At 36.3% G+C, this 14349-nt stretch carries 11 protein-coding genes; 7 read left to right on the top strand and 4 right to left on the bottom strand.

Going from position 1 to position 14349, the window contains the following annotated elements; genetic code table 11:
- Positions 1-37 precede the first annotated feature (37 nt).
- Positions 38-1798: an ABC transporter ATP-binding protein gene (locus AC3WTA_RS25710; protein ID WP_001161587.1), complete on the top strand. Its 1761-nt coding sequence runs from the start codon at positions 38-40 to the stop codon at positions 1796-1798.
- Positions 1799-1813: 15 nt separating this feature from the next.
- Here AC3WTA_RS25710 and AC3WTA_RS25705 read toward each other — a convergent pair whose 3' ends face one another.
- The 3 genes from AC3WTA_RS25705 to hemL form a co-directional block, all read right to left on the bottom strand.
- Complete coding sequence (locus AC3WTA_RS25705) at positions 1814-2902, bottom strand: aromatic acid exporter family protein (protein ID WP_000765792.1); 1089 nt, start codon at positions 2900-2902, stop codon at positions 1814-1816.
- Positions 2903-3161: 259 nt separating this feature from the next.
- The gene (locus tag AC3WTA_RS25700; protein ID WP_492333074.1) at positions 3162-7598 is read right to left on the bottom strand and encodes a glutamate synthase-related protein; all 4437 of its coding nucleotides are present in this window, start codon (positions 7596-7598) and stop codon (positions 3162-3164) included.
- 198 nt (positions 7599-7796) lie between these two features.
- Complete coding sequence (gene hemL, locus AC3WTA_RS25695; RefSeq protein ID WP_000673250.1) at positions 7797-9095, bottom strand: glutamate-1-semialdehyde-2,1-aminomutase; 1299 nt, start codon at positions 9093-9095, stop codon at positions 7797-7799.
- A 127-nt stretch (positions 9096-9222) separates the two neighbouring features.
- Between hemL and AC3WTA_RS25690 the strand changes: the two genes are divergently transcribed.
- The 6 genes from AC3WTA_RS25690 (at position 9223) to perR (ending at position 13513) form a co-directional block, all read left to right on the top strand.
- Positions 9223-10236 (top strand): ABC transporter ATP-binding protein, encoded by a 1014-nt coding sequence (locus AC3WTA_RS25690; RefSeq protein ID WP_000843649.1) that lies wholly within the window; start codon positions 9223-9225, stop codon positions 10234-10236.
- Positions 10229-11020: an ABC transporter permease gene (locus AC3WTA_RS25685; protein ID WP_000521523.1), complete on the top strand. Its 792-nt coding sequence runs from the start codon at positions 10229-10231 to the stop codon at positions 11018-11020. Before AC3WTA_RS25690 ends, AC3WTA_RS25685 begins: the two co-directional genes overlap by 8 nt.
- Positions 11021-11024: 4 nt before the next feature.
- The gene (locus tag AC3WTA_RS25680) at positions 11025-11810 is read left to right on the top strand and encodes an ABC transporter permease (RefSeq protein ID WP_000639386.1); all 786 of its coding nucleotides are present in this window, start codon (positions 11025-11027) and stop codon (positions 11808-11810) included.
- A gap of 72 nt (positions 11811-11882) precedes the next feature.
- Entirely contained in the window at positions 11883-12287 is a 405-nt protein-coding gene (locus AC3WTA_RS25675) for a potassium channel family protein (RefSeq protein WP_000964347.1), read from the top strand.
- A 44-nt stretch (positions 12288-12331) separates the two neighbouring features.
- The gene (bcp, locus tag AC3WTA_RS25670) at positions 12332-12787 is read left to right on the top strand and encodes a thioredoxin-dependent thiol peroxidase (protein ID WP_000633708.1); all 456 of its coding nucleotides are present in this window, start codon (positions 12332-12334) and stop codon (positions 12785-12787) included.
- A gap of 297 nt (positions 12788-13084) precedes the next feature.
- Positions 13085-13513 (top strand): peroxide-responsive transcriptional repressor PerR, encoded by a 429-nt coding sequence (gene perR, locus AC3WTA_RS25665; protein ID WP_000237831.1) that lies wholly within the window; start codon positions 13085-13087, stop codon positions 13511-13513.
- Positions 13514-13655: 142 nt separating this feature from the next.
- Here perR and AC3WTA_RS25660 read toward each other — a convergent pair whose 3' ends face one another.
- Positions 13656-14012 (bottom strand): YgzB family protein, encoded by a 357-nt coding sequence (locus AC3WTA_RS25660; RefSeq protein WP_000025059.1) that lies wholly within the window; start codon positions 14010-14012, stop codon positions 13656-13658.
- Between the last annotated feature and the right edge of the window lie 337 nt (positions 14013-14349).

Below are 14349 nucleotides of genomic sequence, written 5' to 3'. Positions count from 1 at the left end.
TTTCCCGGCAGGTTTGTCCTATTAGAGGGGGGATTATGTGCAAGGTATAAAAAGATATTTGCACTTTGTTAAACCATATCGATGGCTTATTGCTATTACGATTATGATTGGTCTAGTTAAATTCGGCATCCCGCTTATTATGCCGTGGTTATTAAAATATATTATCGATGATGTAATTCAAGGTGGAGGGTCACTTCAAGATAAAACATCCCAATTAGTAACAGCCGTTGGGATTGCCTTTTTTATTTTTGCAGTAATAAGACCGCCAATTGAATATTATCGTCAATATTTCGCGCAGCGTATCGCAAATACAATACTATATGATTTGCGAAAACATATTTTTGGTCATTTGCAAAAGTTGAGTTTACGCTATTATTCGAACACAAAAACAGGGGAAATTATTTCACGTGTAATCCATGATGTAGAACAAACGAAGGATTTTGTAATTACTGGTTTGATGAATGTTTGGTTAGATACGGCAACAATTGCTATTGCTATTATTGTTATGTTTTCTATGAATATAAAATTGACATTTGTTGCGCTATTAATTTTACCTATTTATGTAGTGGCGGTGAAATATTTTTTCGGACGTCTTCGAAAATTGACGAAAGAGCGTTCACAAGCGTTAGCAACGATGCAAGGGTATTTACATGAACGTATTCAAGGGATGCAAGTGACACGTAGCTTTGCATTAGAAGAATATGAGGGTAAGCAGTTTGAAAAAAGAAATAATGAATTTTTGACAAAAGCGTTAACGCATACGAGTTGGACTGCAAGGACATTTTCAGCAGTGAATACGTTAACCGATTTAGGCCCGTTACTGGTGATCGGCTTTGCAGCATATGAAGTAATTCAGGGGCGGTTAACATTAGGGACTATGGTTGCCTTTGTTGGATATATGGATAGTTTGTATAGTCCGCTTCGCCGCCTTGTTAATTCCTCCACAACATTAACACAGTCTTTCGCATCGATGGATCGAGTGTTTGAATTGTTAGATGAAAAATACGATATTGTCAATGTGCCAAGTGCGGTACAAACGACAAAATTAAATGGTGAAGTGATATTTGATAATGTATCTTTTCGTTACAATTCGGATGAAAAAGAGATATTACATAACCTTTCGTTAACTATGTTGCCAGGAGAGAAGGTAGCACTTGTAGGAGCGAGTGGGGGAGGGAAGTCATCTCTTGCTAGCTTAATCCCACGTTTCTATGATGTTTCTTCAGGTGCAGTTTATGTAGATGGAATAGATGTTAGAAAGTATGATATGAGAAATTTACGTAGTCATATTGGAATTGTACTGCAAGATAATTTGTTATTTAGTGATACAATCGGGGCAAATATTTTATATGGAAATCCGAAAGCTACAGAGGAAGAAGTGATTGCAGCTGCTAAAGCTGCGCAAATTCATGATTTTATTATAGAGTTACCTGATGGCTATGATACTGTCGTTGGGGAACGCGGTGTGAAGTTATCTGGTGGGCAAAGGCAACGTGTAGCGATTGCAAGAGTGTTTCTAAAGAATCCATCGTTACTTATATTAGATGAGGCGACTTCCGCTTTAGATTTAGAAAATGAACGGTATATTCAGCAGGCGCTTCAGACGTTAGCTGCTGATCGGACGACGATCGTAATCGCACATCGATTGGCGACGATTACACATGTGGATACGATTATTTACATTGAAGATGGTGAAATTAAAGAAACAGGTTCTCATGAAGAGTTAATGAAAAAAAGAGGGTTTTATTACAATTTATATCAACTTCAACATATAACAGAAACAGCTCCTTTAGCGTAAAAGGAGCTGTTTTCTTTATTCGTCTTCTTTTTTATCTTCGATTTGGAGTTCTGCTTCTGGTTTATGGTATGTGTAGAAGCTATCCACAAGTAAATCTAAATGCTCTACTTCTTCACTATAGTTAATAATGGCAGAAATAAGAGGGAAGAGGTGTAGCCATGTTTTATAAGCTTCCTCATCGTCCTTGTTTTGATAATCCATAAAGATATCAATTAATTCTTGTTTACCTGTTTCAACTTCATCAAGCATTTCAACGGATTGTTGTTTTTTTGCTTTACCAATAAATTTTAATAAAACTTGTTCATGGTAATGGGTTAATGAGTCAAGTTCGTTTTGGATAGATTCCTGAAATTCTTCTGGCATATAGCGCAGTTCATTTTCAGTACGATGTAATGATTTTAACGTACTTAAAGCACGGCTTGTCGTCGCTAACATTTGTCTGAATAAAACGAGCTTACGAATTTTTGCGAACTTTACTTTTTTCGTGTAGCTTCTTTCTTCTTTATACAGCAAATAGTAATGGTTTAGTTTGATCATCTTTTCTTTCATACGATCAATATCAGTTTTTAGCGTTGTAAAATCAGAAGCTTGCCTGCTATTCATTCGAATCCATTTTACAATTTCTTCTGTATTATCAACGATACGGTGATATAGTTTTGTTTCGTATTTTGGCGGCATAAACACTAAATTTACAAGTGAAGCCGCAATAATTCCAATCATAATCGTCGCAAAGCGAAGTAAGGCAAAACTAAAGAAATCGTCGCCCTGATACTCCATAATGGCGATAACTGTTACTAAAGCAATTGATATTGTGTTTTCTAATCGTAATTGTAACGTAAGCGCAATTACTAATATACATGTTAATCCAATAATAAAAGGATTATGTCCAAAAGCAGTAGCAAATACGATAGCGAATACCGCACCAATGACGTTTGCTTGAATTTGCTCAAGAGCTGTTAAATACGAGCGGTATACAGACGGTTGAACAGCGAATATAGCTGAGATTCCCGCGAATACTGGACTCGGTAATTGAAGTAAAATACAAGCAAATAAAGCTAATGTGATGGCAATACCCGTTTTTAAAATGCGAGCACCAAGTTTCATACCCTTAATAAGATCCTTTCTCTTGTCATAATGAATGTACAACATGATACTATACATTCATTACAATATGTTAGCAAGTGATATTTTAGTGACGTTAATAAGAAATTAAGATTCATTTTATACTTTTTCCTAATTCTTTTTAAACATCAATTTTTAGTGAAAAAACCTGCTGAATTTCAGCAGGTTTCAAATTGTTACTATAGATTACTATGAGAAGTGTACTTCGTCAATTTTTTCTTGAGAATGAAAAGTTGGTATATCACTCTGTGGAGATAGATGGATCAGCCTGCTCTTTTTTCGGGATAATTTCAAAAAACTGTTGCTGCATATCATCGAGTAACGGTGTTAATAAAGCAACTTCCTCGTATTGCTCATGTTCATTTAATACACGAATATAATCTAGCAATAACTCAGTCACATCTTGCACGCCATTTTTACTAATTGGTTGTAATGTAACATTTGCCCCTTTTGCGATTCTTCTTTTTAAGGCGTGTTCTGTTAAACCCGAGCTTGAATCATGACGTAAATAAACAACACCACCAGTCATACCAGCACAAATCCATGGACCAGGATCCCCTAAAACAAGCGCTCGCCCATTTGTCATATATTCAAAAGCGAAACCTTTAATATTAGAGTATACACCTATATTCCCTTGCTCTTTTTCACGGAGTGGCTTTGTCATTCGCCCTCCAATTATCATGTCTGCTCCAGAGAGGCGAATGCCGGCGCGAGCATCAGCGTTACCTTGAACGTATAGCGATCCTTTTTGTGCACCGTACCCAAAACCTTTTCCGACAGAACCGTTATAATATATGCCGTCTTTTCCTTTTGCTTTCGTTATATAAATACCACCACCAAAGGAAGTTTTACCAATACCATCTTGTGCACCGCCATTTACGTGTATAAATAAGTTCTCACTATTATAAGCACCTAATCCATTTCCAGGAATAGAGCCATTCGTATACTTTAATGTAAGTGGTTCAAGCTTCGTGTCTTCATATAATTTACTACGAACGCGATAGCAAGATTCTAGCCCACCCATAACGCGTTGCTCTACGCCAACGCTTACTAATTCTTTTGAATGAGGGGAATGAACTGTTTCAAATTGTTTTTCCGGTACGTATTCTGTTTTTGTAACAGATGGGTGTTCTATCGTTTGTAGTAAATTACATAAATTTAATAAATTTTCGCCTCGAACTTGTTCTAATAAATCGGAACGTCCGACAATTTCTTGTAAATTTGCATAACCAAGATTTCCTGTTAATCGTTTTAGTTCTACGCCAAAAGTGGTGAATAAATGTAATAATCCAGCAACGGCGCTTTCTAATTCGCGCGGGACGAAGCGGCGTAATCCGTGTTCTTTCGCCTGAGCTTCAGACTCAATTTGTGTTGCAATTCCAACGTGACAAGTATCTAGATGACATCCGCGGCAAGTTGTACAGCCGATTGCAATCATGGATAATGTACCAAACCCAATACGGTTTGCTCCAAGGAGCATGATTTTCAAGGCATCATTAACACTTCGAATACCACCGTCAGCCCAAATTTCTACTTTATGTCTCATATTTGCTTCTAATAAAGCATTGTGAGCGGCTTTCACACCAATTTCTACAGGAAGCCCTACATGTTGCAATGCGTGAATACGTGCAGCACCTGTACCACCATCAAATCCGCTAATGTTAATAAAATCAGCACCAGCTTTTGCGATACCGACAGCAATTGTTCCAATGTTAGGGACGACAGGGACCTTTACAGCTACTTTCGCAAGTTGATTAGCCGTTTTAATTTCTGTAATCATTTGAGCTAAATCTTCAATGGAATAAATATCATGGTTGTTAGAAGGTGAAATTAAATCTGAGCCAATTGTAGCATTACGTGCTTCAGCGATTTTTGCAGTTACTTTTGAACCTGGCAAATGTCCACCTTCACCAGGCTTTGCGCCTTGCCCGATCTTTATTTCAATTAAGTTTGATGAATTTAGTAGTTCGGCATTTACGCCAAATCGCCCAGATGCAACTTGTTGTCCACGTGTATGTGGATATTTTCCAATCATATCTTTAATTTCGCCGCCTTCACCGTTTAAACTAATCATATTTAGCTGATCGGCCGCTTCTGCATATGCACGGAAGGCAACTTCATTTTGAGAACCGAATGACATGGAACTAATAATAAATGGTAAATCATGATTTTGAATGCTGATGGACACTTTTTCAGTTGGAACTACATGTTTTGTTTGTTTCGTTTGAACAAGGTGTCTAATTGCGATTGGATTATTTTCTTCTAATCCACTTAACTTGTCACGGTAATCATCATAAGAGTTTCCTTTTGCGACATCGCCGATTGCTTTCCAAATTCGCGGGAATATATGAAAAGATTTTCGCATTCTAACTTTAGGATTGTTATAATCATCCGCTCGCAATTGTGCATCTTCAGCAAGTGATTCAAGCGAAAAAGCTAAATCATTTGAACCGAAGAAATTCGTAATTTGTAATATATTTGCGATTTCCTCATGTAATCCGATAGAAGAATAGAGGCGACCGTAACCACGTAATTCATGAATTCCAATTGTTGAAATGACTTTTTCTAGTCCTTTATTAAGAGCAGTATACAAATTCGTAATTGGCGTTTTTGTTCCATCATTTACGGTTGCGAATAATAAATATGGATTCATACCATCTGCTCCTAATCCATACAGTGTGACGATATCATGTAAGGAGCGAAGGGCACCAGAACGTATAACCAGAGAGCAGTTTCGGCGTAATTTATTTTCGCTTAATACTTGATGTACTTTAGCGGTAACTAAATGCGGATCAATCCATAACTGTTCATTTAGATGAGCATTGGCATCGTCTATTAATAGTAGGGAAGCTCCATCGTTCACGGCCTTTATCGCTTCAGAACTAATTCGATTTAAGGCGCATTGTAAAGTTTCTGTCGGACTGAATGTAGCAGAGATTGTAGCGATAGAGCTATGAGTATTGAATAGCTGTATAAGTTGTTCGTACGTAATTGTGTGTAATTCCTCTGTAATAGATTGTGCTACACTTCCTTCTAGAATAATGGGGGAAAGCATCTCAACTACAAATGGCTGTTTAGCTCCGCTTAATAAACTTGGGCGCTCTCCAAGTATTGTTCGTGTGGAGAAGTGCTCGACCTCTCGATCACGATCGATTGCTGGATTTGTAACAACGGCTACACTTTCCTTAATGAAATCAGCGATATTTCGTCTATCAGTATCGAGTGCTGCAAGTGGTGAGTCATGCCCAAGTGAGCGAATTGGCTCGACGCCTTTTGTTGCCATCTGTTCAAGAAGCTGAATATGTTCTCGATCCCACCCGAAAGAAACGTACTGTTTCGTTTCAACTTGAACAGAATCACATAATCCTTGGATTTCTTTCGTTTCAGGGATAGATAAGTTTAAATGATAATTGCTAACATCGATTCGTTTTTGGAAACGATTATATACTTCAATTTGGTATTTGTCGTATTCATAAAGAACAAGTTCATCTTGTTCATTCCATTTTAATCCGACCTTTTCTCCAGGCGCGAGTGGTTTCGGTTCTTCTACATATTCGGTTGGTGATACAACTCCAGGTTCAGAAGAGAAAACATAAGAACTCACTGTCTCTACTTTCCATACTGGTCGTAGTCCAAGGGAATCAACGCTGAAAACAGCCTCATCTTTATAACGTGAAATAATACCAGCTGGACCTTGCGCAAAATGGCCCCAAGCTTCACGTATATACGTATATAAATCTTGTAAATGCGGTTCATAAAGTTTAATTTCATTAATAATTGGTGGGAATAGTATATCCATTGCTTCAAATAAACTGTAGTCGTATTGAACAAGTAGGGTTTCTAGGGTGCGGTTTAAATCTTGGGAGTCACTTCCCCCAACAGTAAGTGGAACATGAATCATGTCAGCTTGATCGCGTAATTTTGCAATTGTGTTAATCTCACCATTATGTCCGAGAATGCTAAATGGTTGTACACGAAAAAAATTAGATAATGTATTAGTAGAATAGCGGTTATGTCCTAGTGTCATAGTTGAAGCGATAAGTGGATGTTGTAAATCATTGTAATAGGCAACAAGTGTATCCCCAGCACCTAGAACTTTATATACAACATGATCACGACTTAATGAAGCAACATGAATCGCTTCGTTTTCCTCTATTTTTATCGTTACTGAAAATAATGTTTGCTCAATATTTTCAACTTTATTTTCTGCGATAAGAGCAACTTGCCAAAATAAAGGTTCTTCCTGTTTACCAAGTGGACCGAGTGCATCGGAATTTATTACATCATCACTTTCAAAAATAATAGTAAAACTTTCGTTATTTAATTGCGTACGAATATGATTTTTTAAATTAACGATATTTGCGTTTTTATTTAGAAAAAAATGTCCAACGATAAAGTGGGGATGATCCACAATCGTTGGATTGTATCCGTTATTTTTCAGCTTTTCATTCCAAAGTGCTTTTGGGACATCAATGTGAATTCCGATACCATCTCCTTCACCATTAATGAAACCAGCTCGATGATTCATTTTGACAAGTGATTGTATGCAAAGGTCAATGTTTTCTTTTGTAGGAATTTTTCGTTTCTCCATAACGGAAACGATTCCACACGCATCATGTTCTGCATTTTTATAATCTCGAAATAAAGACGGTGTCCATGTATTTGTTTTATTGAGCATCCGTCAATCCCCCCTCTTATTGAAGTTTGAATAATCTTACTATTTAAGGCGTGAGCAGCCTTGTATACAAAGATAGTAAGGATATAAAAGAAAATTAAACAGATAATTATGAATAATTATACTATTAATGAGGGATTTATGAAATAGAAAAAAGGAAAAAAGAAAGATGTGCTTTCTTTTTTCCTTTTAATGACGGGATTATTTATTATCCGCTAAAGCAGCAAATGCTTTGCCTACAGCTTCAATTGTATATTCAATATCTTCTTTTGTATGTTCTGTCGTTAAGAACCATGCCTCGTATTTAGAAGGTGCTAAGTTAATTCCTTCTTGAAGCATAAGCTTGAAGAATTTACCAAACATTTCACCGTCTGTATCTTGTGCTGCATCGTAATCTTCAATTTTATTTGTTGTGAAGTATACAGTTAAAGCACCTTTTAGTCGGTTTAATGTAATATCGATATTATGTTTTGTAGCTTGCTCTAAAATTCCCTTTTCAAGCATCGCACCAAGTTCATCTAATTTCTCATAAAGACCTTCTTGTTGAAGAACCTCTAGACAAGCGATACCGGATGCCATAGAAGCAGGATTTCCTGCCATTGTACCAGCTTGATATGCAGGTCCGAGCGGGGCAACTTGTTCCATAATTTCTTTCTTACCACCATAAGCACCGATCGGAAGTCCGCCGCCAATAACTTTACCAAGCGCTGTTAAGTCTGGGGTTACGCCAAGTAAGTCTTGAGCACCACCGTACATGAAGCGGAAAGCAGTAATAACTTCATCATAAATTACTAGTGCACCAGCTTCGTGAACAAGTTCATTCACTTTCTCAAGGAAGCCAGGTTTTGGCTCTACAATACCGAAGTTTCCAACAATCGGTTCTACAAGGATAGCTGCTACTTCATGTCCCCATTTATCTAATGCTTCTTTTAAAGTTTCTACATTATTAAATGGAACAGTAATAACTTCTTGAGCGATACTTTGTGGTACACCGGCTGAGTCAGGAGTTCCTAGCGTAGAAGGGCCAGATCCAGCTGCTACAAGTACTAAATCAGAATGACCGTGGTAACAACCAGCAAATTTCATAATTTTTGTGCGGCCTGTGTAAGCACGAGCGACACGAATTGTTGTCATTACTGATTCAGTACCAGAGTTTACGAAGCGGACTTTATCTAATGCAGGCATTGCTTCTTTTAACATTTTTGCGAATTTTACTTCTAGTGCTGTTGGTGTTCCGTAAAGTACACCATTTTCAGCAGCTGTTGTAATTGCTTTTGTAATGTGCGGGTGAGCATGTCCAGTAATAATAGGACCGTATGCTGCTAAATAATCGATATATTTATTTCCGTCTACATCCCAGAAATAAGCACCTTTTCCACGTTCCATAGCAACAGGAGCGCCGCCGCCAACTGCTTTAAAAGAACGAGAAGGACTATTAACGCCGCCAACGATATGTTCTAAAGCTTCTTTATGTAATGCTTCTGATTTTGTGAATTTCACTACAATTCATCTCCTTACAAAAATCTATGTATTATTCTAACATGTTTTTTGAAAAGACGTATTGTTTGTGATAGAGAAGGCAGTTGGGTAAACTATTCGTTGTGACATTTAGGAAGGGGGTCCGATTATGAAATCGGTAATTGAGGTACAAGGGTTACGTAAAGAATTTACAGCCTATTCAAGTCGTCCGGGATTAAAGGGTGCTTTTCGCGATTTATTAAATCGTAATTATAAAATAGTACCAGCAGTAAATGATGTATCTTTTACTGTGAAACAAGGTGAAATGGTTGGGTATATAGGTGAGAACGGTGCTGGTAAATCAACAACTATTAAAATGCTTACGGGGATTTTGACTCCGACATCAGGAGAAATTTTAGTAAATGGGATGAACCCGCATAAGCAGAGAGAAGAATTCGTAAGAACAATTGGTGTTGTTTTCGGTCAACGCTCACAACTTTGGTGGGATATTGCTGTACAAGAATCTTTTCGTTTATTAAAAAAAGTGTACGGTGTATCAGACGCTCAGTATAAAGAGCATATGGAACACGTGATTGAAACGTTAGATATTGGTCCTTTATTAGATAAGCCAGTTCGAAAGTTATCTCTAGGTCAAAGAATGCGTTGTGAATTAGCGGCAGCATTAATTCATAATCCGCCGTTATTATTTTTAGATGAACCAACAATTGGGTTAGATGTTCTTGTGAAATTGAAAATACGTGAATTTTTAAAAGAAATGAATGAACGTTATAAAACAACAATTTTATTAACAACCCATGATATTACTGATATTGAAGCTTTATGTGAGCGCGTTATCATGCTAGATGAAGGAAATATTATGTATGACGGTTCTTTAAATAATCTTCGTACGCAGTGGGGAGCAGAGAAGGAAATACATTTTCAATTTATTGCACCAGTTTCCTATCAGGCGTTATCAATGGTTATGCCTGATAGTCACGTCGTTTGGTCGAAAGCGAAAGAGGAAAACGCTTGGGTTGCAAAAATACCGAATGAAGAAGTTATCATTTCAATGCTTATTTCTAAAGTAGTACAAGCATTTCAAATTAAAGATTTAAAAATTAACGAAGTGTCTACAGAGGAAATTATTCGTAACATTTATGAAGAGGGTATTAAACATGGGTAAGTACATTGAAATGATTCGAATCCGCTTTTTAATGATGCTTGCGTATCGCACAAACTATTATAGCGGGATTTTAATTTATACAATTAATATCGGCGCGTATTATTTTTTATGGCAAGCAATTTATAGTGGAAAAGAGAATATTGAAAGTTTATCTATTTCGCAAATGACTACGTATATCGCAATTGCGTGGATGGCACGTGCCTTTTATTTTAATAATATAGACAGGGAAATTGCGATGGAGATTCAAGAAGGGCGTGTAGCGGTAGAACTCATTCGTCCATATAACTATTTAGGAATGAAAGTGATGCAAGGTCTTGGTGAAGGAATATTTCGTTTTGCCTTCTTTTCAATTCCAGGTATGGTTATTGTTACCTTATTATTTTCATTGCAAATTACAACGAATTTTCAAACGTGGTTATATTTCTTCTTATCTTTAATATTTAGTTTTATTATTAATACACAAATTAATTTAATGACGGGAATGCTCACGTTCTTCCTATTTAATAATAGTGGAATTATGTATGCAAAACGTGTTGTTATTGATTTATTTTCAGGTCTATTATTACCAATTAGTTTTTATCCGTTATGGGCCCAAAAGGCAATGGTATTTTTACCGTTTCAGGCTATTAGTTATATTCCAAGTATGATTTTTTCAGAAGGTATACAAGGAAGTAAATTGTATGAGGCATTATTATTCCAAGTAATTTGGGCAATTGTACTTATTATTCCAATTGTACTCATGTGGAGAACGGCGAGAAAACGTCTAATTGTACAAGGGGGATGATGAGATGATATATATAAACCTATTTTTGCAATATGCAAGCCAATATATAAAAACAAAATTGGAGTATCGGGGCGATTTTATCGTTGGATTACTTTCTGATTTAGCACTACAGGCTGTTAATTTAATCTTTATTCTCGTTGTGTTTGGGCATACACAAGCATTGAAAGGCTGGAGTAGAGAAGAAGTAATCTTTATTTATGGTTTCTTTTTAGTACCATTTGCCATATTCTCAGCTTTCTTTAACATATGGGACTTTAATGATCGTTATATTATTAAAGGAGAAATGGATCGTATATTAACGAGACCGATTCATAGTTTATTTCAAATTATATTAGAAAGAATGGAACTTGAATCTTTAATTGGAGCGATCACAGGAATAATTGTAATGGGCTACGCAGCAGTGGAGCTGCAATTATCTTTTTACTGGTACGATTTCTTCTTATTCTTACTGATGGTAGGAGGAGGAGCACTTGTATACGGAGGGATATTTGTTACGCTTGCGAGCCTTGGTTTTTGGTCGGATGCGAAAAGTTCAATTATGCCGCTAATGTATAACATAGGTAACTATGGTCGCTATCCTGTTAACATTTATAACCGTGTGATTCGCTTCATTTTAACGTTTGTTTTACCATTTGCGTTTGTCGGAGTGTATCCAGCAGCATACTTTTTAAGAAAAACAGAGTGGAATAGCTATGCATTTGCAACACCACTCGTTGGTGTTATCTGTTTTACAATTGCAATTACTCTTTGGAATCAAGGGGTAAAAAGGTACCGTGGTGCTGGGAATTAATTATAGAAGCTTGTTTGTTTCTAAGGGATAAATCCAATGGCTGTCTCATACATATAAAATGAGGTGGAGGACATGTTGTGGGGATTTATTCTATTAATTGCAGCGATTGCTATTTTGAGAAGTGTTCAATTGTTATGGAGTTCATATTCAGATTCTAGGCGTTTCTTTTCGCTTTATAATTTAGCCTCCTTATTTTTAATTTATACAACGGTATTGATTGCGTTTGGGTTAAGTTATGTTGTATTAGAAGAAATGGGTTTTGCAGTTTTGAAAGAAGATGGAGAAAGCTTGCATGCCCAATCTTTTCAACTTGTAGAAATTTGCTTATATTTTAGCGCGGTTACTTTATTATCCGTTGGGTACGGTGATATAGCTCCGATTGGAATAGGGAGATGGATTGCGATTGCAGAAGCGCTAATTGGATATACATTACCGTTTGCTTTTGTAATGAGGTCTGTAATAGACAATGAAAAATAAGATAGCATTTGATATAGTAAAAGAAAAGAGTAGGAGTGATAACAATGATTACAGTAGGAGAAATGGCTCCAGAATTTACAATAGAGGGAAGTAACGGGGAACAAGTTCGCTTAGCTGATTTTCGTGGTAAAAATGTAGTGCTATATTTTTATCCGAAAGATATGACTCCAGGGTGTACAACTGAAGCATGTGATTTTCGAGATGCATATGGATTATTTCAAGAGAAAGATACAGTTATTCTTGGTGTAAGTCCTGATTCAGCGAACAGACATCTGAAATTCATTGAGAAGCATGAGCTTCCATTTGTACTTTTAGTAGATGAAGATCATAAGGTAGCAGAATTGTACGATGTTTGGAAATTGAAAAAGAACTTTGGGAAAGAGTACATGGGAATCGAGCGTTCTACATTCCTTATTAATAAAGACGGTGAGCTTGTAAAAGAATGGCGTAAAGTGAAAGTGAAAGGACATATTGAGGATGTTCTTTCTTATATAAAGTAAATTCATTGTGGAGATAAATATATAGAAGTAAGGCGAGTGTCTATACATATTTTATCGTCTTACATAAAGTGAAGTGTAGGGCATACCTCCTCAGATGATAGTATTCCAAGTGCGATTATGTCGCACTTTTTTTCTATGTAAATGTATAGAAAATGGGGAAGGATATATAAGAATAAGGCTATATACAAAAATAAACCACATACTTATAGTAGAAATATTGACGATTTATAAGAAAAGGAGTACACTCTTTATAAGAATTATAAAATAATAATCCGTATAGAATCGGGGTGCATGACGGTGGTCAAAGAAGAATTAAAAGAAGCGCTAGAAATGCTGAAAAATACGGGTGTACGCATTACTCCACAGCGTCATGCTATTTTAGAGTACCTTGTGGAATCTATGACGCACCCAACAGCGGATGACATTTATAAAGCATTAGAAGGTAAGTTTCCAAATATGAGTGTTGCAACTGTCTATAATAACTTACGTGTATTTAAAGAGGTTGGACTTGTAAAGGAATTAACTTATGGAGACGCTTCAAGTAGATTTGATTATGTTACAAGTCAACATTATCATGTGATTTGCGAAAAATGTGGTAAAATTGTTGATTTTCCTTATGGAGGTTTGGAACAGCTTGAAGAGGAAGCTGCGAAAACGACAGGCTTCGTTATTAATAGTCATCGCTTAGAAATTTATGGCGTTTGTCCAGAGTGTCATAAGGCGTAATATATAATAAAGAAAGAGGGAGACGTTTACGTCTCCCTCTTTCTTTATTATATATGGGAATTACGTTAGGTTCAGGAGGATTTAAAGCGTTCAGTGAAGAACCTAATTTAATTTTGTAAGGGCACATTGTACATATATATGCCTATGATTTATAGCTCTTCTTATTATATTTCTCATCAAATTCTTTTCCTTCTAGATTTCGATCCATTGTTAAAGGTTGGTTGCAATGCATACATGCGTCGACACGACCGAGCATTTTTGTTGGCTTATCGCAGCTTGGACAAATAATTTGTATAGTTTTAGTAGATAACATACCAATCCAAAAGTAAACGACAGTACTAGCGATAACAGCTAAAAAGCCAACCATCATAAATGTTGTCATAATAATAATGTTTTCACGGAAAAAGACTCCTAAGTATGCAATGAAGAGGCCGATAAATACTAAACTTAATGCAAAGGTCCGGATTTTATTGATTTTGTTTGAATACTTAATGCTCATTCTCACCACTCCCCTATAACAATAATATAACATAAAATTTAGAATTTTCACTCGTTCATAAGCGTGATAAACCGATAAGATATGAAATATGGAGTATGATGAAGAACGAAGGGAGGCTATAATGATTTTTGGAACATGTTTTTAAAGTTTTAACGGGGTGTGAAATTTTTTTGTAAAAAGTATTGACCCTTTATATACTGCATGATATATTAATAACCGTCGCTGATGCGGAAACGCAGAAAACGACAAAAAAGAAATTAAAAAACTTAGTTGACATCGAAAAACGAAGATGTTAACATAAGGAAGTCGCAAATGAGCGACTAAGTAGTTCTTTGAA

The sequence above is a fragment of the Bacillus sp. EB106-07-01-XG149 genome (genome assembly GCF_058791555.1).
Note: the sequence above shows the minus strand (reverse complement) of the source record. Positions and strands in the feature narration are given on the sequence as shown.